Here is a 23,205-nt window from a genome sequence, read left to right on the forward strand (position 1 = left end):
TTGATCAGGGGCCTTTGGTCTGATTTGGCAGTCATGCCAAACGTTGCGGGAAGATTGCGATCGCCGGAAAACACTTGCCATGCCGCCAAGTCGACAAATCCCCCACCTCGCGGGGCAGTTAGTTCAGTCGCGCGGTCGCGCGCCGCGCTCCTTCAGCATCTGCGCCATCGCCGTCAGCTCCGACTGCTGCGCGTCCACCATGCCCTGGGCGAGGCTCTTCTCCACCCCGACGGTGCACTTGGCCACGCATCCCTCGGCCATGTGGATGCCGCCCTTGTGGTGATCCGTCATCAGCTGCAGGTAGAAGACCTCCGCCTGCCTGCCGTTCAGGGTCCCCAGCTTCTTCAGCTCGGTGTTGGTCGCCATGCCCGGCATCAGCGAACCGTCCTTGCCCGAGGCCATGTCGCCCATGCCCATCCACGTCATCGGCGGATCGGCCGACACCTTCGGCAGACCCCACAGATCCAGCCAGCCCAGCAGCATGCCACGCTGGTTGGCCTGCGTCTGGGCGATGTCGTAGGCGAGGCGCCGCACGTCGGCGTCCTTCGTGCGGTCGCGCACGATGTACGACATCTCCACGGCCTGCTGGTGATGGACCGCCATGTCCCGCGCGAACCCCGCGTCCGCCGAGTCGGCGGACGGGACCGCGACGGGGCCGTCGCCGTCCTCGCCCGCGACCGCGTAGGTGATCGCGCCGGCCGCGACCAGCACCGCCACCGCGGAGCCGGTGATCAGCACCGTCCGCATCACTGGCCCTTGCCTCCCGTGCACGCGGCGCCCGGCTCGGGCGTCTGCTTGCCCTGCACGAACTCCTCGAAGAACCGGCCCACGTTCGGGTCGTCGGCCGAGGTGACGGTCCGCTGGTGCCCCCACGCCGTCAGCATGATCGGGTCCTTCTGCTTGTCGTCCGGGCTCATCAGCGTGTACGGCGTCTGCTTCACCTTGGCCGCGAGCGCGTCGACGTCCGCCTTCTTCGCCTTGCTGTTGTACGTCACCCAGACCGCGCCGTGCTCCAGCGAGTGCACGGCGTTCATGTCGTCCAGCGCCGCGGTGTAGACGTCGCCGTTGCAGTTCTGCCAGACCGGGTTGTGGTTGCCGCCCACCGGAGGCTCGGTCGGGTAGTGCACGGCCGTGGTCACGTGCGTGCGGCCCAGCGTGCCCTTCCAGGTGTTCACGCCGTCCTTGCCGGTCACGAAGTGCCCCGAGGTCTTCGCGTCGGCGGCCGTGGTGTCGTCACCGGACTGCTTCTTCACCAGCACCACACCGCCGACCACGAGCCCGGCGACGACCACCACGCTCGCGGCGATCACCAGGATCCGGCCGCGACGCTCGCGCGCACGCTCCGCGCGCCGCATCTCCTCTATGCGCGCCTTGCGTTCGGCGGTGCTGCTCTTCTTCGCGGAACCCATGGAATGTGTCCTTCTGGGGGGTAAGAGGTGTGAGAAGCGGGCCCGCTGATCGTAATCGGGAGAGGGGCCCGGCCGTGGGGAGGGCTCAGGAAAGGCCGGGAAAGTCCTGCGATCCGACAGGAAACCGATAATTTGAACGACGGATGCCTATTACCTACCCTGGCCGGTATGAGGCTGCTGCGCTCCACCGACCTCGCCCTGCGGCTCCTGATGCGGCTCGCCGTCGCGGGCGAGTCCACTCCCACGACCCGCGAGGTCGCCGGGGACATGGACGTGCCGTACACGCACGCCGCGAAGGTGGTCGCCGAACTGCAGCACCTGGGACTGGTCGACGCGCGGCGCGGCCGGGGCGGCGGGCTCACGCTCACCGTCAAGGGCAGGACCGCCTCGGTGGGCGCGCTCGTGCGCACCTTCGAGGGCGAGGGCGACGTCGTCGACTGCGAGGGGGCCGCGCCCTGCCCCCTGCACACCGGCTGCCGGCTGCGGGGGGCGCTGCGCCGGGCCCAGGAGGCCTTCTTCGCGGCCCTGGACCCGGTGACCGTCGCGGACATCGTGCGGGACCCCACGGGGCCGCTGCTGCTCGGCATCTCGCGGCGCCCGCAGGACGCCTGACGTGGGCCCGCTCAGCCCCGCGCGAGCCACAGGTCGGGGCCGAAGACCTCGTAGTGGACGTCGGCCGGTGCCACGCCCCTGCCGATCAGCTGCGTGCGCACCGCCCGCATGAAGGGCAGCGGGCCGCACAGGTACGCGCGCGTGCCCGGCCGTACGGCGATGTCCGCCCGGTCGAGGTCGACCCGGCCGGGCCGGGCGTCCGGAGCCGCGTCGCGTTCGTAGAAGAAGTGCACGGACGCGTCCGGGAGCTTCGCCGCGAAGGCCGCGTGGTCGGCGCGCAGGGCGTGGTCGGCGGGGGAGCGGTCGCCGTGCACGACGGTGACCGGGGCCCGGTGGCCGTCGGCCGCCAGCGCGGCGAGCATCGCCACCATCGGCGTCACGCCGATGCCGGCGGAGGCGAGCAGCAGCGGCCGGTCCGCGGCGCTGCCCGGCACCAGGTCGCCGTACGGTTCCGAGAGGTCGAGGACGTCGCCCTCCCGCACGTGCGCGTGCAGGTGGCCGGAGACCTCGCCGTCGGGCGCCGGGCCCTCGCCGCGCACCCGCTTGACGCTGAACTGGCGGATCTGCCCGTCCGGCGCCCCGGACAGGCTGTACTGGCGTATCTGGCGGGCGCCGTCGGGGAGGGTGACGCCCACGGAGACGTACTGCCCGGCGCGGAAGCCGCGGACCTCGCCCCCGTCGGCCGGCCGCACGCGGAAGGTGACGACGTCCGCGGTCTCCGTGACCCGCCCGACCACCTCCCAGGGCCGGAACCCGGTGCTGCCGCTCTCCTCGTACAGCCGCTTCTCGATCGCGACGAGCGCGTTCGCCATCAGCCAGTAGACCTCGTCCCAGGCGGCCGCGACCTCGGGTGTGACGGCGTCGCCGAGGACGTCGGCGATGCCGGCGAACAGGTGCTCGTGGACCACCGCGTACTGCTCGGGCGCCACGCCCAGGGAGGCGTGCTTGTGGGCGATGCGGCCGAGCAGGGCGTCGGGCCGCTGTCCGGGGTGGTCCAGCAGGTGCGTGGCGAACGCGGCGACGGAGCCGGCCAGGGCCTGGCTCTGGGTGCCGGCGGCCTGGTTGCCGCGATTGAAGAGGTCGCGCAGCAGGCCGGGGTGGGCGGCGAAGAGGCGGGCGTAGAAGCGTTGGGTGATCTCGCCGATGGCGGCGCCCACGGCGGGGAGGGTGGCACGGACGGTGGCTGCGGACTGGTCGGACAGCATCGGGGCTCCTCGTGTCTCGGCTCGGCATCCCGCACGCTAGTAAAAGTTGCACCTCAGATTCAAATTAAAGCGCCGTGGTCTCCGTCACCCGCGAACCGGACCGGCCATTACGGATGTCGGTGCGAACAGGCAAGATGGGCGCGAGGGCGGTACATCCGCCGTACGGGAGCCGTTCAGGCCGAGGACGCTGGGGCGATCATGGTCCGCAACGCGCATGAAATGCTGTTGTGGTGTGATGCCCAGGTGCCCGACCGCCTCCTGTGGGACCGGGAAAAGGCGGCCTGACCAGCAAGGATGGGGAAGCTGAAGATGGACAAGCAGCAGGAGTTCGTGCTCCGGACCCTGGAGGAGCGGGACATCCGGTTCGTACGCCTGTGGTTCACGGACGTGCTGGGCTTCCTCAAGTCCGTGGCCGTGGCCCCGGCCGAGCTGGAACAGGCCTTCGACGAGGGCATCGGCTTCGACGGCTCCGCGATCGAGGGCTTCGCCCGGGTCTACGAGTCCGACATGATCGCCAAGCCCGACCCGTCCACCTTCCAGGTCCTCCCGTGGCGCGCCGAGACCCCCGGTACCGCCCGCATGTTCTGCGACATCCTGATGCCGGACGGCTCGCCGTCCTTCGCGGACCCGCGCTACGTCCTCAAGCGGGCCCTGGCCCGCACCTCCGACCTCGGCTTCACCTTCTACACCCACCCCGAGATCGAGTTCTTCCTCCTCAAGGACCGCCCGCTGGACGGCACCCGCCCGGTCCCGGCCGACAACTCGGGCTACTTCGACCACACCCCCACCAACGTCGGCATGGACTTCCGCCGCCAGGCGATCACCATGCTGGAGTCGATGGGCATCTCCGTGGAGTTCTCGCACCACGAGGGCGCGCCCGGCCAGCAGGAGATCGACCTCCGGTACGCCGACGCGCTCTCCACGGCGGACAACATCATGACGTTCCGCCTGGTCATGAAGCAGGTGGCGCTGGAGCAGGGCGTGCACGCGACCTTCATGCCGAAGCCGTTCTCCGAGCACCCCGGCTCGGGCATGCACACCCACCTGTCCCTCTTCGAGGGCGACCGGAACGCGTTCTACGAGTCGGGCGCGGAGTTCCAGCTCTCCAAGGTCGGCCGCTCCTTCATCGCGGGCCTGCTGAAGCACGCCGCGGAGATCTCGGCGGTCACCAACCAGTGGGTGAACTCCTACAAGCGCATCTGGGGCGGCTCCGAGCGCACCGCGGGCGCCGGCGGCGAGGCCCCCTCGTACATCTGCTGGGGCCACAACAACCGCAGCGCGCTGGTCCGCGTGCCGATGTACAAGCCCGGCAAGACCGGCTCGGCGCGGGTCGAGGTCCGCTCCATCGACTCCGGCGCCAACCCCTACCTGGCCTACGCCCTGCTGCTGGCGGCCGGCCTCAAGGGCATCGAGGAGGGCTACGAGCTGCCGCCGGGCGCCGAGGACGACGTCTGGGCCCTCTCCGACGCCGAGCGCCGCGCGATGGGCATCGAGCCCCTCCCGCAGAACCTCGGCGAGGCCCTCACCCTGATGGAACGCAGCGACCTGGTCGCCGAGACCCTCGGCGAACACGTCTTCGACTTCTTCCTGCGCAACAAGCGCCAGGAGTGGTACGAGTACCGCTCCGAGGTGACCGCCTTCGAGCTGCGCAAGAACCTGCCGGTGCTGTAGGCGCAGGTCAGAGCAGTTCCCTAGCTCGTTCTGTCCGTGGGGCCGACGGTCGCAAACCGTCGGCCCGCGGCGTCTCAGCCTTCCTGGGCCGTCTGTGGGCCGTGCGACGCCGGATCGGCCCCCGCGTACAGGCCGTCCACCGCCTTCCGGGCCCGCGCGTCGCTGCTCGGCATCAGGTGCGTGTAGACCCGAAGGGTGAACCCCGGGTCGTTGTGTCCGAGGTAGTTGCTGAGTGCCTTGATGTTCTCGCCGGCGTCCAGCAGAACCGATGCGTAGAAGTGCCTGAGCGCGTGCATGCCATGTTCGCGAGCGGCCTGGTAGCGCTCGCGCGGCTTCGGCTGAGGAATCACGCCAGCCGCGGCCAGAGCGGGCTTCCACGCTCGATCGTTGAAGTCCGTGCGACGAACGGCCCCGGTGCCGTCGAGACGAGTGAACAGCAGCCGTCGCGTGACGGGGGTTCCACCTACCCGAAGCCACGGCAAGGTGACCTCTACCGGCGGGAAGGCTTCCATATGGAGCTTGAGGACCTGCGCCACACGGTCCGGCAAGGGAACGTCTCGCAGCTTCTCGCGCTTCGGCGGTGCGAAGACCATGCCCTGTTTCGTCGCCTGCACCTGATTCACCACGTGCAGCCACCCGGAGTCGAAATCGATCGCGTCGGCAGACAACCCGAAGATCTCCCCTTGCCGGAGTCCGCATCCGCCTCCGAGATCCACGGTCGCGTGATACCGCTCAGGCAGTGCGCCGCGAACGGCGAACACCCGCTCAGCGCTCCATGGCACGACACGACCGGTTCCCGCGGCCGGCGGCCGCACGGATTGCGCGTGGCACGGGTTCTTTGAGAGGTGGCCGTCGTCAACGGCCGCGTTCAGGATTGTCGAGACGCTGTTGTAGATCACGCGCCGATACGACGTTGCGGGCACGGCCCGCTCCAGTTGGCTCAGCCAGTCCCTGATGTGTTCCGGTTTGAAAGAACCGAGCGGCCGGGTCCCGATGTACGGAATCGCGTGGCCGCGGATCGCCGACTCCACCGACGCTCGTGTCGTCATGCCGGTGGTCTGCGTCTTCAGCCACTTGTCGGCGTACTGGCCGAACGTCACGCGGCCGGCGGCCGGGTCGATGTACTGACCGCGGGACATGTCTGCCTCAATGGCGGAGAGCCACTGTTCTGCGAGCCGCTTTTTGCCGTCAGGGAAGCTCTTGGATTTCTCGGTGCCGTCGGGCCCGACGTACCGGGCTCGGTAGCGCATGCCTGCGCCGTTGCGGCTGGTCTTGACGCGGACTTCCTTGCCGTTGGCATTGGTCTCGGCCTTGAACCAGCGGTCTTGGATGTGGCCTGCCATTTGGTGGCGATCCCTTCTCGACAAGCGCCAGGGAGAGCCGCTGACAGTGGCTCTCCCTGGCGTCTGGCGTGCTATTCGGTTAGGCGGCGTTGCGGTCGGCGTCTTTGCGGCTGGTGACGTATGCGTGCACGTCCGCGGGGTCGTAACGGATGTACTTGCCGATCCGGAAGCCGGGCGGACCGATGCGCTTCTTGCGCCACTGGTAGACGGTTTCCTTGGGTACCTCGAAGATCTCGGCGATGTCGTCGGCGGTGAGGTACCGGTCCGGGAGACCGCCCCGGAGGGTGGAGCGGGGGTCGTCTCTGGCGGGGGCGGACGCGCTCACGGGGTCCTCCATCGAGTTGGAAGTGCGCTTGGCGGGCGGGGCTGTGCTGTCCGAAGCTGGGATTTCTGCGTCATCGCGTCACCTGCGTCAGTCAGGCTTCTGACCTGCGGGTTCTGGTGACGCAGTGCGACGGGTGCTGCGTCACCGATGACACGGGCGCTCGTCACGGGGTGACGCAGGTGACGCGGGGTGACGCAGGATTCGCCGTCTGCGTCACCCGCTTTCGCCGCAGGTCAGCGACCGTCTTTCAGGCCCTCAGTGACGTTGTGACGCAGATCTTCCCTACTTAGGAAAAAGAAGGAGGGTGTCTGTTGGTCTTACGTGCTGCTCAGGGCTTGAAGAACGGGCCGCTTCGCGGCGCGCACTGTGCAGGGCGGCTGCCGCCGCCGAACAGCAAGAGGAGCACCCCCGGGCGGGCGTGCTCCTCTTGCTTGTCCGCCTGTGCGGAGGTCAGAACGCGGGCTGCTGCTCGGGTGGCGGGGGCGGGGCCTGGCGGCTGAGTTCGATGTAGCGGGCGGCGCTGGTGCGGCCCCAGTCGACCAGGACGCCGCGTGCGGCGAGGGTGGGTTGGATGCGCCTGAGCCGGTCGGAGAGGACCTTGCCGGTGGTGGGCCAGCCCTTGGGCAGGGGGCGGCATTCTTCGCCGCTGTAGAGGGTGGTCAGGGTGTGCAGCCACTCAGCCGACGTCATGCGGACCTCTTCGCCTGGGGTGAGGTCGGCGGCGTGCTTGAGGACGGTCTGTGCCAGGAGGTCGCCCTCGATGACGTCGTCGTTGAGGTCGTCCAGGCTGGCCCGGTATGCCTCCAGGGTTCCGAAGCCGGTGGCGGTGTCGAGTTGGGCGCACAGGTGGGCGAAGTCGGCCATGCGCAGGTCGGTCGGGGTGTCGGCCTGTACGGCGCGGACCTTGACGGTCAGGTCGAGCAGGGAGCCGAGGACGACGGGCAGGATCTCGGCGTACTCCGTCCACAGTTCCGCTTCGGTTCGGCGGACCCGGGGGCGTTCCAGGCGCAGGGTGAGGAGTCGTTCGGCGAGGTCGGGGCGGATGACGCCGACGTCGATGCCGGTGAGCAGCATGGGCCGGCGGTAGCGGGAGCGGACGACGTCGCCGTCGGTGAACAGCGCCCGCTTGATGCTCTCGGCTCCGGTGATGATGCAGCACATGAGGTCGGACAGGTCAGGGGGCAGGTGGGAGAGGTTGTCCAGGGCGGTGATCCATCCGGCCGCGACCGCCGCGATCATGTTCTCTTCGTCCTTGGGCGCCCGGCGCAGGTCGCCGCTCATGCCCTCGATGATCCGCACGAGCATCCGCCCGCCGGTCGACTTGCCGGCGCCCTGCGGGCCGGTGAGGAACGGGGCGGGGACGGGTGCGGACGGCTCCAGGCAGCCGATGAGCCACGCGATGGCCAGGGCCTCGGTCCTGGCGTCGGCGAAGTTGCACAGCCGCATCAGCAGGTCGATGCCCTTGCCGTTGGTGTCCGCGACGGGCAGGGGGAGTTCGCCGGTGAGCTGGGTGCGCCGCCAGCACACCTCTGCGGGGTCGGGGACGCGGATGTCCCAGCCGGTGGGGTGGATGCGGACGGACTGTCCGTCGTCGCGGCCGAGGTCGAGCCAGGTCGCTCCGTCGAATCCGGGGGCGACGCGGATGTGGGTGGGCTGTACCTGCTCGGTGAGGGCGAGTGCCTCGATCAAGTCCAACGCCTCCTTGAGGGCGGTTCCGTTGAAGACGCCGACCCCGTCACGGAAGAGGCCGACCATGAGTTCCTGACGGTGGCTGCCGGTCGTTCCCTGCGAGCGGATCGGGCGGGCCACGGGGTGGCCGGTGCGCTGCGCGTACACGGTCCCGTCCACGGTGCGGAAGTACCGGAAGTGGGACTGCGCGTAGTCGGTGATGACCTTGCGTGCGGGGTCCTTCTCGTCGTCGGACACGGTCACAGTCCCAACGTGGTCAGGGCGTTCGTCCACGCGTCCGTGCAGTGCCGCGGAGACTCGCCCTTGGCCTGCGCGGCGGTGAACAGCCGGCCGACGTGCGTGTCGGTGAGGCAGCCGCACCGACCGTGCGTCGACAACACCGCGAGGAACGTCCGGTACACCGTCGCGTGGACCGCGCTACGGGCCTCCGTGATCCGCTGCACTGCCATAGCCACGCCACGATCCAAATAGGTCGGCGTGCGGTGCGGGCATACGCCGCCACCGCCCCCCAGGGGGCCTGTGAGGCTCTGTGGAGCCCTGCGGGGCGCGGCGGGTTCCTTTGCCAGGGCGCGCACAGAGTCCGGCAGAGCCGCCGTAACGCCCGTGCCGCTTCCGAGCCAACGTGCGTACGCAGTGCGGGACTTGATGTCGACGCCGGGCCGGACTGCGTTGGCGGACGGCATGGTGCCCTGGTAGATCCAGTGCTCGCCGCGCGTCGTGGGCACGGTGCGGGTGGCGGGCAGCGTGGCGCGGGCCCATGCGATGGCGGTGGGGTTGTCGAGGTCGACCACGGTGAGGCCGGCGCCGCCGGGGTGGTAGGCCACCGCCGCCGCCCGCTGCCACGCCTGCGCCCACGCGGGCGAGGCGATGACATGCGGGTCGGTGGTGGCGGCGGCCCACGCGTGGCACGGTGCCGGGCACCCGCAGGCGCCCGCCGTCTTCATGTTCGGTCGGCCGCCGCAGGCGTTCCGTGCGCAGGCGGGGCAGTTCCCGAACGGCAGCTTCCCCCGACGCAGCGGCACCACCGGCAGACCGTTGGCCGCCAGTCGCAGGGCGGTGCGCAGGTGCTCGCTCATGCCGCCGCCTTCAGGGTGGAGCAGACCGGGATGCCGGTGGGCACGGAGACGATGTGCGCGGCGAGCAGTGGCGGCACGGCGTTGCCGACCTGCTCGAACTGTTTGGTACGGGTCCCGTGGAACGGGTGATCGGCCGGGAAGGACTGGAGTACCGCGGCTTCGGCGAGGGTGAGGTTGCGTTCCTCGACGCCGTCGCCCACCCACTTGCAGCGGTTCGCGGTGCCGGTGATGGTGAAGGAGGGTTCGCTCAGCGCCCGCTCGTAGCGTTCGACGTCACCACCGGGCAGCTTCCAGCCCTGTCCGCTGCGCAGCTTCCAGGAGCGTGCCCGGCCGGTGAGCGCGTTGCTCGGGCGGTCAGCCGTGAACTCGTTGCCGCCGGCCGCCCGCCCGCGGCTGTTCGTGGAGCGGTCGCCGCGGGTGTTGACCGTGACGCCGGACGGCAGGCCCAACGCGTCGGCCATGGACACCCAACGGGCCAGGTACCCGCCGAACAGATCGGCCGCCGGGGTTTTGGCGTGCGTCGGACCGGGCGCGGTCACCGGGCGGATGCGGGAGGCCAGGAGGATCGCCCGCCTGCGGGTCTGCGGCACGCCGTAGTCGGCGGCGTTGAGGATGCCGACCCACACGCTGTAGCCCCAGCCGCGCAGGATCCCGGCGTACTGCTGGAACAGGGTGAGGACGTCGGGGACTTCCTCCAGGCACACCCACTGGGGGCGCAGGTCGTACAGCCAGCGCATCGGCTCCGCGGCGAGCAGCGACCGTACGTCCGCGCAGCGGGCGAGGAGTTCGGTGCGGGTGTCGCGGCCGTGGGCGAGGTCGTCGACGGCCTGGTGCACGAGCGCCTGATCGGCGAGTCCGGCACGCTTGCCTGCGCGGGACCAGGCCTGGCACGGCGGCGACGCGATGAGCCCGGTGACACGGTCCTTGAACGGCCCGGTCGGGTGGGTGGCGACGTCGGTCTGGATGGTCGCGTGGCCGGCGGCGCGCGCGGTCTGGCAGGCGGCCGTGTCCCACTCCAGACCGGTGTCGGTCAAACCGAGCATGCGCAGGCCCTCGGCCCAACCACCCGGGCCACGGAACAGTTCAACGATGCCGTCGGGGACGTTCCTGGTCGAGGTCGCGTCCACAGCCTTTAAGGGCCGGGGCGCGGCCGGTGCTCGCCGGATGTCGGTCGGTTCGGTCATGCTGGAGTTCTCCAGTTCCTTGGTTGGGTCCTGGTTGGGCAAGGGCGACCCCGGTTCTTGGCGGAGTGGGGGTCGCCCTTGGTGTCGTTACGGGTTGGGGATGGCTTGGACGACGGCGGTGGTCATGTTGGTGATGGGTTGGGCGGCGCCGGTGGAGGCGAGGAAGAACCCGAACATGACGGCGATGAACGCGGCGCCGGCGCTGAGGCTGTTGCTCCGCAGCAGGAAGAACAGGACCAGCCCGAAGAGCAGGACGAGAGAGACGGTCACGGCCATTCGGAGAACTCCCGATCGGTGAGCCGGCGGGGGCGGGCGGTGCGGGTGCCGTCGCGGTGGACGGCGCGGCCGGTGTTCAGCAGTCGGCGGCCGGCGCGCAGCCGGTAGCGGCGGCCGTGGCAGCGACGGCAGAGCTTGACCTTGCGGCGGGCCTGCCGGACGCCGGTCCCGGAGCACTTCCGGCACGGCGCGAACGGCTTCACCGCACATAACACTGTGTAACCAGCGAGGGTGAGCAGCAGGGCACAGCTAGCGAGAGCCACGAAGGCTCACATCCCTTCTCAGGGCGGTTTCAGGGTGTTTTCGCAGGTGGGCCGCTAGACGCTAGTCGGCTGATCAGCGGCCCTGCGGGGCGCTAGTACGGCTGCTAGACCTAGCGGCCGGGGCTGCTAGGTCTAGCAGTGGTGCTCGGTCAGGCGGCGGCTCGATCGGCGTTACGGCGAGTAATCGCGGCGGTGATGTCGGCGCGCTTGATGCCGCGCCGGTTGGCGCCTTCGCCGTCGTCGGTGGTGCCCCAGACCTGCCCCGGCTTGATGCCCCAGGGCTTGACCGCGGCGGTGACGTTCTCGCCCTGCCAACCCGCGTAGGTGTCGGGGTCGTTGGCGGCGAGGCGGGCGGCGATCCGCTCGCACCACACGGCCTTCTCGTCATCCGCGATGACGTTCAGGGTGTCGGCGAGGATGTCCGAGCCGTTGCCGGTCGTCTCGGGGCCGTTGCCGATCGCATGGCCGGTGACGTTGCCGTACGCCTCCCTCGCCTGGCGGGCGCGGGAGACGATGCGTTCGGCGGCGACCGCGTCCACGAACGCTGAGGCGACGATGCGGGGGTCGTCGCCCTCGCCGGCCATCCAGCAGATACCCCGGTCGGAGCGGGAGAACATCGTCGCCCGGTACCCCGACTTGTACATCGACGTCCCCAGCACCATGTCATTGGCCGGCTGCCCCATCACCTTCAGGCAGAACCGCAGCACCGCGTTCGCGCTGATCCCCGTGGGCAGCGACTTCGCGTCGGGCCGCTGGGTGCCGAACATGGCCACGATCCCGAGGGCGGGGCCGCGCTTGGTCAGGTCGGTGCAGATCGACTCGATCTCCTTGCCGTACTCCTCGTGCTCGAACGGCACCTGACACTCATCGAACCCGACCACGATCGGATGCAGCCCCAGCCCCTTGTCACTCGCCAACTCGGGCGTCACCTTCGACTCCGGGCAGCGCGTACGCGGCAGGGACTTGATGACCTTCGCCCGCCGCCGCAGTTCCTCCTTCAGCTCCCGCAGGGCCTGGACGACGTAGAGGATGTCGTCGTCCTCCTCGCCGGCGCGGTAGCGGTGGCACACCGGCTCCAGCGCGCCGAAGTCACCGGTGCCCTTGAAGTCGAACGCGTGCAGTTCGGCCCGCGGGTCCAGGGCGGCGATGAGCAGCAGCAGCCGCATCAGGAACGTCTTGCCCATCCGCGGGATCGAGCCGACCACGACGGACGCGAACATGAGGGTGACCGAGACGTCCCGCATGCGCTGGTCGTTGCCGAACACGACCGGCCGGAACAGGTCCACCGTCCCCGACTTCGCCAGCGGCCACGCCGGCTTGGTCGTCTCGTTCATCGGCTTGTCCCCGACCCACAGCACCAGCCGGCCCTCATGCTGCTCGGGGTCCGGGGCGGGCCACACGCAGCCGGTCTTACGGCGAAGCCCTGACGCGAGTGGCTTGCGAGCCTCCATGATGTCTTCCGGCGTGACGCCGTAGGGAAGGTCCAGGTCGGCACGATAGCCGGGCCCGTCCCGCACGATCTCCGAAACGAACCGCAGCCCGTTCATGTCCCCGCCCTTCTTGATCGCGGCGGTCACCTTCGCGTTCCCGATCGAGTCCAGGCCGCGCAGGACGATCGAGCCGGTCAGCTTCTGCACCTCCGTCTTCAGTACCGCCGGACCGACCACGGGGGAATCGGGCTGCTGGCCGCCGATGCCGAGCAGCAGCACGCCCCCGGCGGCGAACGCGTACAGGTAGGCGGGGGCGAGGACGTACAGGTACAGGGCGAAGCCGACACCAAACACCGCGGCGACCAGGGTGACCAGGCCGCGCAGCCGGATCCGGCCCGCCCGCAGCCGGGCCAGGCGCATGTACTCCTCGACGTCCTCGGTCCGCACCGCGAAGTCACGCAGGGGTGCGGCTTCGCGGTCCCACATCCACCGGTTGGTTGACGCGACGAACCGGCACGCCCCGCGGGGGGACATGAGGGCGAGTCGTCCGGCGTACACGGGGATGCGGACGCCGTGGTAGAGCGCGGCGTAGCCCAGGTTCGCGCCGGCGTGGCGGGTGGTCGCTGCGAAGTCTCGGCGGTTGGTGAGCCAGCCGGCGAGCACGGGCTTGCGCTTCTCGATGCGGACTTTCGGGTCCGGCAAGGCCGGGTTGTCGACCGGCACGGGTGCGGCCGGCATGTCGTCGTCGGTGGCGGGCACGGGGCGCAGGTGCGGGCCCATGGTGCTGTCCGTCATTCTGGGAACTCCCTGCTGCACAGAAATGGGTGGTGGGTGACCCGGGGGCGGCCGGTTTCCTTGGCCGGGACGACCGCCCCCGGGGTGTAGCTACTTGCCGTTCTTGCTGTTCGCGGCGCGGCGGCGGGCCTGGTTCTCGATCCGCTCGACCTTGCGCTGAAGGTCGCTCTGGTCGACCCGGCCGCCGAACTGGCGGTCGTCGGCGAGTCCGCGCTTGGCCATCCGGGCGACCAGCAGGGCGATGCGGGCCTTCTCGCCGGCGGTGAAGCGGAGCTGCTCGTTGCTGCTCACGTCTGTCTCCCGTTCCGGGCCGGACTGTCCGGCTCCCCACGACCCCCGGCCGATCGGCTCGGGGATCGCAGGCAACCGTCAGCGCCGGCCGCGGGTGCGGCGGACGGTGTCGGCGGCGCGCTTGCCGTCCTCGCCGCCGACCGAGCGGACCACGGTGACCACACCCCACGCGCACACCGCCGCGATCAGCGCGAGGAGGGCGAGGTTCGCGGCCATCGCGGTCAGGACCCCGACCAGCAGCGGGCCGAAGTACACGCCGGCCGCCACCGTCCCGGCACCAATCCCGGAACCGAGCGCGATGCGCTGCACCGTGCGATCCGGCGGCGCCTGATGTACGTGCTGATGGATGACCTGCGGCCCGCTGTACTGCTGGGGCGGGGCGGGCAGGTGGTCGGTGTAGGTGTAGGTGCCGTCCGGGAGTTGTACGACCTGGGGCACGTCAGGCAGCGATTCCATCGCGGGATCCTTCGGGGAAAGCGCACGGCGTGCACGTGCCGAGCGAGGGAGAGATGACGTAGCCGGCGTCACGCCGGCAGTCGGGGCATGTGCGGCGGGCGGCATTGGCCTTGGCAAGCGCCGTCCACCGGCCCGGGGTCATGGGCCGGACCGGTTTGGCCAGGTCGACCCGGTACAGGTAGGCGACCAGCGGCGGGCGCCGGCGCCGCGGGCGTTCGAGCTGGGCCGCGACGTCCTGACCGCCGGGCCGCAGGCCGCAAGCCCGGAGTTGGCGGCGTGTGGCGTAGCCGTCCGGTGCCAGGTGCCACCGGAACACCGGCAGCGCGGCCATCAGGCGACGCGCTTCCAGGACGCCCTCAGGCGGACCTCGGAGGCGGAGTGGCCGGCGGCGCGGAAGCGGGTGGCCATCTCCCGGTACGACAGCGGCGGCTGCTCGCTGAGCCGGATCGCGTCGACCACGACGTCGAGTGCGTCATCGGTGAGCGCGGGACCGGACTCCAGCGCCGCTACCGGCTCCGTGGGGCCCCAGACGGGCAGTTCCCAGGAGGGTGTGACGTCGGGTGTGACGCGGCCGGTCACGCTGGTCAGGGCCCGTCCGGTGCTCTCGCCCTTGCGGGCCGTCTCCAGCTTCGACCACGCATCGGCGAGGGTGTCGGCGGTCCTGGCCTGGACGCGTGCGACGCGCGCCCCCGCCTCGGTCACGGCCGTCAGCCGCGTCTCTTCCGTGGATGCTTCGGCGCGGAGCCGGGCGCGGGCTACGGCCGCGTCGTCGCGGGCGTCCTGCTGAATGCCCCGGATCATGTCCAGCGCCGACGACGTGAGGGCGGTGCGCTCCCACAGACCGTGGACCAGCCACAGTGCCTTCGCGGCGATCGGCAGCCACGCCACCGCCAGCCACGCGCCCCGCGACGTCGCGTCGGCGAGCAGAGCGTGAGTGACCAGGACCCCGGACGCTACGGCGCCGAAGCCCCAGCCGACGCCGGTCACGGCGTTGCTGCGGTCGCCCTGCGCCGCCAGCCGACGCTCATAGGCGAGGGTGGCCAGCCAACCGCCGTCGATGCCCACCCCGACGACCAGCGCGACGCCCTTGGGCACCGACTCACCCAGCCACATCACGACCACGGCCAGCGTGAGGACCATCGATACGGCCGTCATCGCAACGGCGGGGAGCACGGTGATCAGGGACTTTGCGTTCAGGCGCGTCATGACGCCTCCTTTCGCGGTGTGGTGTGGGTGCCGGGGCGTCCGGTGCGCCTCCCGGCGGTCGTGGTGCGGCGAGGCGCGAACGCGGCGTTCTGCCAGCCGCCACCGCCCCGCTTGGCCGTGTACATGGCCTCATCCGCCAACCGCAGCAGCGCGGGCAACTCCTGTCCGGCGCCCGCGGGGGCGGCGCTGGAGAGTGCGCCACCGATCGAGGCGCCGACCGTCAGGTGGCGTCCGTCGTGCCGGAACGGGGCGGTGATCTCGTCGTGCAGACCGCGCAGCAGCCACGACGACGCGATGGGGTCGGGCAGGACCACGGCGGCGGCGAACTCATCCCCACCCAGCCGGCCCGCAACCGCCGCGCGGTAGGGGGCGAGCGCTGCGGCCAGGCCTGCGGCCGTGGCACGGATCGCGGCATCGCCGGCCGCGTGCCCGCGGGTGTCATTCAGGGCTTTGAACCCGTCCAGGTCCACGAGGACCACGGCGACGTGCGGGTGCCGGGCCAGCAGCCGGGCGGCGCGGTGCTCGAACGCGTCCCGCGTCCACAGACCCGACAAGGGGTCATGCCGCGCGACCGACAACCGGCGCCGCATCCACACGCTGTGGACACCCCAACCGGCTGCTAACGGACCAGCGGCCGAAGCCATGTCCAGCAGGCCGTTCACGCCGCGCCGCCGGGCCGGCTCGCGGTGACGGTGCGGTTGGCCAGCTCCAGCCGGGCCGCCACCGCCCGGCGCCGGGCCCGCCGGATCCGGCGGGTGTCCAGCTCGGACGGCGTGCGGTCCAGCGTGGTGATGTACGCATCCAACAGGTCAACGTCCGCCAGGATCAGCGGCATTTCCAGCTCGATCGCGGCGAGTTCCGTGCTCGTCGGCTCCATAAAGTCGGCGAACGCGGTAACAGCGTCCTGAACAGTCACGATGTGTTCCATTGGGTCTTGTTCCTCTCATCCAGGAACGGCCCGAACAGCGGCCCCGGTGTGACAGCACCGGGGCCGCGCGCCGTTGAAGTCGGTGATCCGGCTCCCCCCAGCGCTGCTCGTACGAGACGAGCAGCGGAGGCAACCGGCCGCAGCCAGCGAGCTGCGGAGAGGTTGGATCGCGCCGTGCATCACGCGCGAGAGATCCCGCGTGGCCGCCTACTTGGCCGAGGAGAGGCGGCGTGATCCTCATTTAGTTGTCAAAGAACGAACGCTGCCTTCGTACTCACCCCCTCGGGCTTTCCTCCGGACGTCATTGCAGTACCTGTTTTACAGGTACTGCATGGGGCTCCGTCAAGTACAGCGACGGAATCTCTTGGTTCTGCGCCGGCACTTACTGGCGCCCCATCAGCATTGCTCCAGCTCAGGGGACTTGGTCACCCCGCGCATGGACACCTCAAGGACGTCTCGGTACCTTCAAGAGGTCCCGAGACGTCCCACCGGGGGTGCAGATGTCCAACGAACGTTTGCGGTCTGCTTTGTTGGCCGCCGGCATGACGGTTCAGACGCTCGCCGAAGAGATCGACGTCAACCCGAAGACGATCGAACGTTGGATCACCAAGGGGAAGGTGCCGTATCGCCGACACCAATACGCCACCGCGGTGGCGCTCAAGGTCAACGTGACGACGCTGTGGGATGACGATCGTGCCGTCGAGAGCGCGGCAGACTTGACGAAAGCCGAGATTGTCAGCGTCTACCCCCACCGGCACACGGTGCCGCCCAACCTGTGGCGCGAGATCTACGCACGAGCTGAGAACAGCCTCGATGTCCTCGTCTACTCGGGGCTCTTCCTGTCCGAGGATCCTGTGTTCCTGGACCTCTTGAAGGAGAAGGTGAAGGGGACCACTCAGGTGCGCATCCTGCTCGGGGATCCGGACAGTGAGGCTGTTCGACAACGCGGCATAGATGAAGGTCACCGCATCATGGACGGCAAGATCCGGAACGCGCTGGTGAACTACCGGCCGCTACTCAAGAGCCATCCGGAGATTGGGTTCCGGCTCCACGCGACGACCCTCTACAACTCGATCTACCGGTCCGATGACGAGATGCTCGTGAACCCCCACGTGTACGGCATCGGTGCCTACATGGCTCCGGTCTTCCACCTGCGACGACTACCGGGTGGCGGCCTGTTCGACACGTATGCGAATAGCATCGAACAGACCTGGGGAGGCGCTCGCCAGGTCACGGAACAAGACATCACGGGAGCTTGACCATGGGACGCATTGACTACCTGCACGACCCCGACGCTCCGCCGGCCAACTCGGTCGTGCCGTCCGTCGTGGCGTTCGTACAGAACGATGCAGGCCAAGTGCTCATGATCCAGCGGTCCGACAACGGGCGCTGGGCACTGCCCGGCGGTGGGCACGACGTAGGCGAGTCGATCAGTGACACGGTGGTGCGTGAGGTCTGGGAGGAGACCGGCATCAGGGCGGAAGTGGTCGACGTGTCCGGCCTCTACACAGACCCCGGGCACGTCATGCAGTACGACGATGGTGAAGTCCGTCAGCAGTTCAGCATTTGCTTCCGGGCCCGGCCGGTCGGCGGCGGCCTTCGTACGAGCAACGAGACGACTCAGGTCCGCTGGGTTGACCCGGCGGACCTGGTGACGCTGGACGTGCACCCCACGATGCGGCTCCGGATTGAGCACGCTATGGACCGGACGCGCACGGCGCCTTACATCGGCTGACGCTTTGCGGCGGCGACCCGTTCGAGGACGCGGCATGTGCACGCAAGGATCTCGGGTTCGGCACGCCGGATGAACCGGCCGATCAGGCTGTCCGGCCCGTAGCGCCCAGTGATTTCGTTGATCCGGTCCACGGGGTTGGTCGGCGTGCCGTCCGGGGTGGTGTTCATGTCGCAGTAGCAGAGCGCGTCGTTCAGGTGCTCGCTCTCACGGGAAAACTCGCCGTCTAGCTCAGCGCGCAAGCCCCGCGCATCGGCCTCAAGCCATGAACACGAGTGATGAGCGACGAGGTTGACGATCCGCTCGTCGGCATCGGCCACGTCCCGGAGATACCTTGCGCCGTCCAGGGGATGAAAGCCGGTCTTAGCGAGATCCGGCGCGTAGCCGATGTCATGCAGAACCGCCGCGGCCTCCAACACGTCCGCATCCTGATCGAGGATGAGCGCGATGGTGCGCGCCCTCTCAGCGACCCCGAGGCAGTGTTTCCAGCGTCTCGGCAGCGACTCAGCGAGCAGCGACTCAGCCAGGGGATAGGCCCACTCTGTCAACGTTGACAAGCTACGAACGCCCTTCTCGCGCCGGCACGGCGCGGACCGTCCGCACCTTGCCCTGCCCTCCACCCGCCAGCACGCCAGCGGATTCCAACTTCTGCAGTGCCTTGGTCACGGTCGGACGTGACACCCCGAACCGCTCCGCCAGCACGGAAGCGCTCGGGAACGCATCCCCTGCTTTGAGTCCCTCAGTCACAATGATCTCGGCAACCCGTTGATCGAGCGGGCGCCGGTCGACTCGCGCCTCCGCGCGTACGACGCGCCACCGCTCGCCCGGTACCGGCTCGGCCACGCCCTCCTGACGCAGCACGCCGAACGCACGGAGGGCGACCCCCCGCGAGATCTTATGGTCGCGCATGACCTCAGCCAGAGACGGCAGCTCCGCCATGCCCGGGTCGTCCTCGATCTGCCTCTTCACGGAGTCGGCAATCTTCAGGAAGGTTCCCCGAGGGTTGGCCTGCTGCGACACTCGCTCTCCCTCTCCGCTCGCCTGTCGTCATCCCCCCAAGACTCCCATGCCCCGCTCTCAAGCGGCCACGGCCGGACAGGTGCGAGCGTCAGCCATCGAATGCCAACTCCCGGTGAGATGTACCCTGACGGTGAAACGGCCCGCTATCCAGCCCCTCGGGCCTCGCCTCAATCGGGTCGGCGGTGGTGTCTGGTGTTGCCCTCCCCCGGCAATTCCGTTTGACACACGCCTTGGTGACGAAGGTTTCTGCGCGCCACCTTTGTTGATGACGCAGAATTAGGCGCGGCCTACCAAAGATGTGCAGAGTCGGGCACGCATCAATATTGCCAATTCTTGTTGATAGTCCCATGCCCTCGAATTTGATCGAGGAGTTCCAGGAATGACTGAGTGATCGCGTGCGGTGAATGAAAATCGTTCACCTCTACAACCCTTGCTGCAATACGCTTACGCCCGGCTGCTTGGACAACCGTGCGGGCGGCCATGGGGGAAACTTCGCCAGAAGAGACGAGCAGGAACCCATCCATGACATGGCTTGCCAGCATGTGCTCTACATACTCAAGGTCACGGCCCGTGATTTTGCGAGAGTAGTTCTTGAACTCGACTCCTACGACGCCCACCGGCGTATTTACAAGTAGGTCGGGGGACGGGCCGCTGTCAGATATGGGCTGCGAAAAAGTGACCCCCGGAACAGCAATACCGATTTCATGCACCAGTCGGTTGAGGAGCGTCTGGCCCACTCCCTCAGATGTTCTCGAAATAGCCTCAAGCGACTCCGCGGAAACCCTTTTGTCTACAATCTGGGCGGCTCGCTGAAGAAAGGCCGCTAGTCGCTGCTGGTAATATTTCCCCCCTACATTAGCCATCTCGCGAACAAGCTCCACTCGCGGACCAATAGTACGTCCACTTTGCCTCCTATACCAATCTTCCTTGACGTCGTTAGTAATCATCAGCACAGGCCCAGGATTGGCGCGCACCTTCTCAAGGAGGTCCAACCACAGCAGGGCGTCGCCGTACTTGTTGGATTCTTTTTCTGAGTCCAGATGCCCAGGCGGAATTTTGCTGGCGTAGCGTTTCTCCGCCAATTTCTCACGATCGGCTACCGTTTCGTCGGAAGGTTGACCTCCAAGACGGCCTGCCAGAATTACCTCCCATTGCTGCAATACGGGGTCGACTTGGAGCGCGTCTTCCAACCTGCCGTCGCGGCCGCCACTTAGGCGCTGTACCGAAGATACAGCGTCCTCTACGTGACGCATGATCCTAACTCGCTCTTCGTCTGTTACTACAGGATGCCCCCTCAGCGTATCGAAGTGGTTGTCAAGCTTCGTAATGGCATCCGTCAGCGGCTTCAATAGGCCCTGGTAAACTTTGTCTTCGCCGGCTATGACGTTCGGACGATTTTCGAAAAACTCCCATCCGGCTTGGTATGGGATCCAGATCCTCTCTCGTAGAGACTCGAGAATTGAGAAAGTCTGCCTCCTGGCGTCAGCACCCAGCTTGTACGGGGCGAGAAGGACGTTGGCGTCTAGGACGATAGTCCCACTAGTCAGAATGGCTCGATATTCTTCGTCCGTGGGTGAATAATACTCGCTGAATTCTGTGCGCATGGCCGAGTGTTCCTCTTGAGTCCTACGGGCGTCCGCCAACAGGGATTTGACGATAAACCGCAAGGGGTACGACAGAAAACCCCGGATACTGCGGAAGATCAGAAAAGCCTGATGCACCCATGAAGCCTAGGAAACGGTTAATGAACTTAGCGGCTCTCCCTCGGACAACTCTGCCGGATTCATCAGTGAAGGACCCAGCTTCATCGAAAATGGTGGACCCTTCATCGGCGTGATGCCCGATGCTCCCCACCAGCGTCCATTCTTGCTCTTGAGTCCCGTATCTCGCAAAAAGAATCTCTGAGTCACTGTCCAGGTACTGCCGACCCTCATTCAAGCGTACGCTAACCGAGTAATCGAAGTCATCGACTGGAAAGAAGTTGAGGTGCAGTCCGGGGGTGAAGAGGCCTCGCGCTATCTTAATCATGTTGCGCAAGTTCTCACTATTGAAATCTTCACCGCCCGAAAAGGTGAATTCCGGGACTCTATCTTCTAGCTCATTCGAGGCGGTATGACTATTCCCACCCTTTCCCTGGCTCTTGTTTATCCTTCTACGTACCGCGGGCGGTAGCGTGGCCGGTTCGGGGGTCTCTGAGTCCAAGCCTTGAAAGCCGGTAACGGACGCTCCTAGGCCCGCGAAAGATGCGGCAACGTACCGCGCGTCGAAGAGTGCACCAGGGGCGGTGAGACGAATGAGTGAACCAGGGGGGTTTTCAGCTCTGAGGTTTCCTGACGTCCAATATTCCGAATTCTTTGCCTTCTCGGTGATATCCCGCACGAGGTCTTCGGAATTCAGCGATTCCTCAAGGCTGGGGAAGAGCGAATCTGCAAGTGACTTGTTAATGCGCGACTCGTCTGAGGACTCATAGTTGTAGGTTGTCCTGCTGTCGCCATGTCCATTTCTGACAGTTCGCTCCGCAGCGCTGGACGTCTCGGGAACGCTTCCCTCGACTTGCGCAAGAATTGAGCGCACCTTCTCGACGTCGACATACAGAAATTCTCGGATCAGCACGTTGCCCCCCTCTTGGCCCTCAATGGTGCAACACTTTGCGGGTCAGGTCTACGAAGTTGGCAACATGTGAGACGACGAATCCATCGTGGTCGCAGCCGGACAGTGGCCCGCGGCAACGTTGAGGAGCCGCCCGTAGCTTAGTGGCTGAGGGGCCAGCGACCGACAGCTTCGGGGTACCGCAATCAGCCGTACCCCGCGTGCTTGCGGCAGTGCCGGAGGGCGCCATGAGGCACGGAGGTTGGTGGCCGTGAGGCCATCTCAGGGGCGGAATCGAGCGTGGAGTAGCGAAGTTGGCGAATAGTGTCGATCGTCGCCGCGCAGGTCGAGGAAGGCTGCGGGTGGCGGCTCAAGAGGGTGCACCGCTCCCGTGAAGCCTGGAGGACGGTCGCTCTGGCGTTCTCGGCGACGTATATGTCCTCGAATTGCGTGGTCAGAGGCATGAGGGTCAGCCCGCTGTGAATCCGCCGACTCACAGCATCGGAGGGCACAACGAGCGCACAACGGCGTCAGGCGAACTCAACAACAGCCAACGCCAGCCAACCCCGTTTTGCCAGGTCAGCGACGTACCTTGACAGCCCCCGCAGACCATGCGCCAAGGGGCGGCACCCACGCACAAGGTGTGCCCCGCCCCTTGGTGCCCAGGGGCGGCCCCGTCGACAACTAGCGAAGTGCCCCTACATGCAGCTTCTTCGCGGTGGCGGCGAGGATGCTCGGAGGTCTCCCACGCGTCGGTGGAAGGTTTTGGGCAGCTCCACGACAGTGAAGCCCTCGCGCCGCAGCCACGCTACGGCGGCCTTGAGGCCGCCGCTGAATCCTGGCGTTGAAGGCCTGAGTGCTTCGCCGAAGTCGTACTTGTGAGCAACGCCGGCTATGGCTTTCGAGTCGTAGTGTCGTCCCTCGTGAACGAGTAGATAGGTTGCAGCCGCGTGGAAGCCGTAGGTGGCGCGGAACGCTTCCACCCCGAGTCGATCGTGCTCGTCAATCGCTCGCAGGATTCCGGCGCGTGTGATCTCAGATGGGGCCATGAGGGGACACGGTAGATCAAGGTACTGACAACGAGATTCCCTACCCTGAGGGTGCAGGGCTGGGCCGTCTCTGGGCCGTCGAAGGGCGGCCCAGGGTGACCAATAGCGACCAACGACGGCCATCCGATCCCGGTCCAACGCTGCGCCGACGCCGATCGCATGAGGTCGCTCCGGGCCGACGTCACTTCCTGCGCAACAAGCGCCAGGAGTGGTACGAGTACCGCAGCGAGGTCACCGCCTTCGAGCTGCGGAAGAACCTGCCGGTGCTGTAGGGGCGCGGGCCGGGGCGGCCTCCCGGCTGCTTCCGGCACGGGTGCGCCCCGCAGCGCGTGGCTCGGCTGCGGGGCGCCCGGTGGGGGTCAGTCCACCATCTGTCCGTCGAACGAACCGCCCTTGCACGTGTTGTTCGCCCAGTTGACGGTTCCGCCGCCCTGTTCGCACTCACCCGGGGTGAGGCTGGCGGCGGACGCCGTGACGGCGCCTGTGAGGCCGAGTCCGGCGAGAGCCGCCGTGGCGATGACGGCGGCGAGGATTCGTCGAATGCGCATGTGGTTCGCCTTTCACGGGTTGCCTCGGTCGGGACACCCATCAGCTTGGGGTTCAGCCATACGGGCGACACGTCATGCTGGGCCGTTCGGGTGACATCGCGGACGGGG

At 67.8% G+C, this 23,205-nt stretch carries 26 protein-coding genes and 1 pseudogene; 5 read left to right on the forward strand and 22 right to left on the reverse strand.

The window, feature by feature from the left end:
• Positions 1 to 123: 123 nt before the first annotated feature.
• Complete coding sequence (locus ACIRQ9_RS06960) at positions 124 to 747, reverse strand: DUF305 domain-containing protein (RefSeq protein ID WP_404167941.1); 624 nt, start codon at positions 745 to 747, stop codon at positions 124 to 126.
• Positions 747 to 1,409 (reverse strand): DUF3105 domain-containing protein, encoded by a 663-nt coding sequence (locus ACIRQ9_RS06965; RefSeq protein WP_404167943.1) that lies wholly within the window; start codon positions 1,407 to 1,409, stop codon positions 747 to 749. The genes ACIRQ9_RS06960 and ACIRQ9_RS06965 overlap by 1 nt, the downstream gene beginning before the upstream one ends.
• Before the next feature lie 168 nt (positions 1,410 to 1,577).
• Between ACIRQ9_RS06965 and ACIRQ9_RS06970 the strand changes: the two genes are divergently transcribed.
• Positions 1,578 to 2,021, forward strand: a complete 444-nt coding sequence (locus ACIRQ9_RS06970) for an Rrf2 family transcriptional regulator (RefSeq protein ID WP_404167945.1) — start codon at positions 1,578 to 1,580, stop codon at positions 2,019 to 2,021.
• Positions 2,022 to 2,032: 11 nt separating this feature from the next.
• Here the strand turns inward: ACIRQ9_RS06970 and ACIRQ9_RS06975 are convergent, their stop codons facing one another.
• Positions 2,033 to 3,226 carry a globin domain-containing protein gene (locus tag ACIRQ9_RS06975; protein WP_404167947.1) on the reverse strand — a complete coding sequence of 398 codons (1,194 nt, stop codon included), beginning with the start codon at positions 3,224 to 3,226 and terminating at the stop codon, positions 2,033 to 2,035.
• A gap of 309 nt (positions 3,227 to 3,535) precedes the next feature.
• Between ACIRQ9_RS06975 and ACIRQ9_RS06980 the strand changes: the two genes are divergently transcribed.
• On the forward strand, positions 3,536 to 4,897 hold the full coding sequence (locus tag ACIRQ9_RS06980; RefSeq protein ID WP_404168216.1) for a glutamine synthetase family protein: 1,362 nt from the start codon (positions 3,536 to 3,538) through the stop codon (positions 4,895 to 4,897).
• Positions 4,898 to 4,971: 74 nt separating this feature from the next.
• On the opposite strand, the gene ACIRQ9_RS06985 is transcribed toward ACIRQ9_RS06980, so the two are convergent.
• The 14 genes from ACIRQ9_RS06985 to ACIRQ9_RS07050 form a co-directional block, all read right to left on the reverse strand.
• Positions 4,972 to 6,240 carry a tyrosine-type recombinase/integrase gene (locus ACIRQ9_RS06985; protein WP_404167949.1) on the reverse strand — a complete coding sequence of 423 codons (1,269 nt, stop codon included), beginning with the start codon at positions 6,238 to 6,240 and terminating at the stop codon, positions 4,972 to 4,974.
• A 79-nt stretch (positions 6,241 to 6,319) separates the two neighbouring features.
• On the reverse strand, positions 6,320 to 6,577 hold the full coding sequence (locus ACIRQ9_RS06990; RefSeq protein WP_404167951.1) for a helix-turn-helix domain-containing protein: 258 nt from the start codon (positions 6,575 to 6,577) through the stop codon (positions 6,320 to 6,322).
• Between the two features lie 438 nt (positions 6,578 to 7,015).
• Positions 7,016 to 8,491 carry an ATP-binding protein gene (locus ACIRQ9_RS06995; protein WP_404168218.1) on the reverse strand — a complete coding sequence of 492 codons (1,476 nt, stop codon included), beginning with the start codon at positions 8,489 to 8,491 and terminating at the stop codon, positions 7,016 to 7,018.
• Positions 8,492 to 8,493: 2 nt separating this feature from the next.
• The gene (locus ACIRQ9_RS07000) at positions 8,494 to 9,330 is read right to left on the reverse strand and encodes a bifunctional DNA primase/polymerase (protein WP_404167953.1); all 837 of its coding nucleotides are present in this window, start codon (positions 9,328 to 9,330) and stop codon (positions 8,494 to 8,496) included.
• Positions 9,327 to 10,373, reverse strand: coding sequence for a DNA cytosine methyltransferase (locus tag ACIRQ9_RS07005; protein ID WP_404168219.1), 1,047 nt, complete (start codon positions 10,371 to 10,373; stop codon positions 9,327 to 9,329). The genes ACIRQ9_RS07000 and ACIRQ9_RS07005 overlap by 4 nt, the downstream gene beginning before the upstream one ends.
• A gap of 228 nt (positions 10,374 to 10,601) precedes the next feature.
• Positions 10,602 to 10,790, reverse strand: a complete 189-nt coding sequence (locus ACIRQ9_RS07010) for a hypothetical protein (RefSeq protein ID WP_404167955.1) — start codon at positions 10,788 to 10,790, stop codon at positions 10,602 to 10,604.
• Positions 10,781 to 10,993 carry a hypothetical protein gene (locus ACIRQ9_RS07015; RefSeq protein WP_404167957.1) on the reverse strand — a complete coding sequence of 71 codons (213 nt, stop codon included), beginning with the start codon at positions 10,991 to 10,993 and terminating at the stop codon, positions 10,781 to 10,783. Before ACIRQ9_RS07015 ends, ACIRQ9_RS07010 begins: the two co-directional genes overlap by 10 nt.
• A gap of 209 nt (positions 10,994 to 11,202) precedes the next feature.
• Entirely contained in the window at positions 11,203 to 13,278 is a 2,076-nt protein-coding gene (locus ACIRQ9_RS07020; protein WP_404167959.1) for a cell division protein FtsK, read from the reverse strand.
• A gap of 90 nt (positions 13,279 to 13,368) precedes the next feature.
• Complete coding sequence (locus ACIRQ9_RS07025) at positions 13,369 to 13,569, reverse strand: DUF6257 family protein (protein WP_404167961.1); 201 nt, start codon at positions 13,567 to 13,569, stop codon at positions 13,369 to 13,371.
• 78 nt (positions 13,570 to 13,647) lie between these two features.
• Positions 13,648 to 14,025 carry a DUF6251 family protein gene (locus ACIRQ9_RS07030; protein WP_404167963.1) on the reverse strand — a complete coding sequence of 126 codons (378 nt, stop codon included), beginning with the start codon at positions 14,023 to 14,025 and terminating at the stop codon, positions 13,648 to 13,650.
• Positions 14,009 to 14,356, reverse strand: a complete 348-nt coding sequence (locus tag ACIRQ9_RS07035; protein WP_404167965.1) for an RRQRL motif-containing zinc-binding protein — start codon at positions 14,354 to 14,356, stop codon at positions 14,009 to 14,011. Before ACIRQ9_RS07035 ends, ACIRQ9_RS07030 begins: the two co-directional genes overlap by 17 nt.
• Complete coding sequence (locus ACIRQ9_RS07040; protein WP_404167967.1) at positions 14,356 to 15,231, reverse strand: protein spdB; 876 nt, start codon at positions 15,229 to 15,231, stop codon at positions 14,356 to 14,358. Before ACIRQ9_RS07040 ends, ACIRQ9_RS07035 begins: the two co-directional genes overlap by 1 nt.
• On the reverse strand, positions 15,228 to 15,875 hold the full coding sequence (locus ACIRQ9_RS07045) for a GGDEF domain-containing protein (protein ID WP_404168220.1): 648 nt from the start codon (positions 15,873 to 15,875) through the stop codon (positions 15,228 to 15,230). Before ACIRQ9_RS07045 ends, ACIRQ9_RS07040 begins: the two co-directional genes overlap by 4 nt.
• A gap of 14 nt (positions 15,876 to 15,889) precedes the next feature.
• On the reverse strand, positions 15,890 to 16,159 hold the full coding sequence (locus tag ACIRQ9_RS07050; protein ID WP_404167969.1) for a DUF6284 family protein: 270 nt from the start codon (positions 16,157 to 16,159) through the stop codon (positions 15,890 to 15,892).
• A 500-nt stretch (positions 16,160 to 16,659) separates the two neighbouring features.
• Here ACIRQ9_RS07050 and ACIRQ9_RS07055 point away from each other — a divergent pair, with 500 nt between their 5' ends.
• Positions 16,660 to 17,418 carry a helix-turn-helix domain-containing protein gene (locus tag ACIRQ9_RS07055; RefSeq protein WP_404167971.1) on the forward strand — a complete coding sequence of 253 codons (759 nt, stop codon included), beginning with the start codon at positions 16,660 to 16,662 and terminating at the stop codon, positions 17,416 to 17,418.
• A 2-nt stretch (positions 17,419 to 17,420) separates the two neighbouring features.
• A complete protein-coding gene (locus ACIRQ9_RS07060; protein WP_404167973.1) occupies positions 17,421 to 17,894 on the forward strand; it encodes an NUDIX domain-containing protein in 474 nt (157 codons plus the stop codon).
• Here the strand turns inward: ACIRQ9_RS07060 and ACIRQ9_RS07065 are convergent.
• The 4 genes from ACIRQ9_RS07065 to ACIRQ9_RS07080 all read right to left on the reverse strand — a co-directional run bounded on the left by ACIRQ9_RS07065 (position 17,882) and on the right by ACIRQ9_RS07080 (position 21,524).
• Positions 17,882 to 18,448, reverse strand: a complete 567-nt coding sequence (locus tag ACIRQ9_RS07065) for an HD domain-containing protein (protein ID WP_404167975.1) — start codon at positions 18,446 to 18,448, stop codon at positions 17,882 to 17,884. The genes ACIRQ9_RS07060 and ACIRQ9_RS07065 overlap by 13 nt on opposite strands.
• A 1-nt stretch (position 18,449) precedes the next feature.
• Positions 18,450 to 18,911 carry a GntR family transcriptional regulator gene (locus ACIRQ9_RS07070; RefSeq protein WP_404167977.1) on the reverse strand — a complete coding sequence of 154 codons (462 nt, stop codon included), beginning with the start codon at positions 18,909 to 18,911 and terminating at the stop codon, positions 18,450 to 18,452.
• A 317-nt stretch (positions 18,912 to 19,228) separates the two neighbouring features.
• A complete protein-coding gene (locus ACIRQ9_RS07075; RefSeq protein ID WP_404167979.1) occupies positions 19,229 to 20,515 on the reverse strand; it encodes a PIN-like domain-containing protein in 1,287 nt (428 codons plus the stop codon).
• Positions 20,516 to 20,537: 22 nt separating this feature from the next.
• Positions 20,538 to 21,524, reverse strand: coding sequence for a hypothetical protein (locus tag ACIRQ9_RS07080; protein WP_404167981.1), 987 nt, complete (start codon positions 21,522 to 21,524; stop codon positions 20,538 to 20,540).
• Between the two features lie 1,207 nt (positions 21,525 to 22,731).
• On the opposite strand from ACIRQ9_RS07080, the pseudogene ACIRQ9_RS07085 reads away from it, so the two are divergent.
• Positions 22,732 to 22,821, forward strand: a pseudogene (locus tag ACIRQ9_RS07085) (glutamine synthetase); the annotation flags it as partial.
• Between the two features lie 87 nt (positions 22,822 to 22,908).
• Here ACIRQ9_RS07085 and ACIRQ9_RS07090 read toward each other — a convergent pair.
• Positions 22,909 to 23,097 (reverse strand): hypothetical protein, encoded by a 189-nt coding sequence (locus tag ACIRQ9_RS07090; RefSeq protein ID WP_404167983.1) that lies wholly within the window; start codon positions 23,095 to 23,097, stop codon positions 22,909 to 22,911.
• Positions 23,098 to 23,205: the final 108 nt, after the last annotated feature.

The sequence above is a fragment of the Streptomyces sp. NPDC101237 genome (assembly GCF_044767465.1).
GTDB lineage: Bacteria > Actinomycetota > Actinomycetes > Streptomycetales > Streptomycetaceae > Streptomyces > Streptomyces gramineus.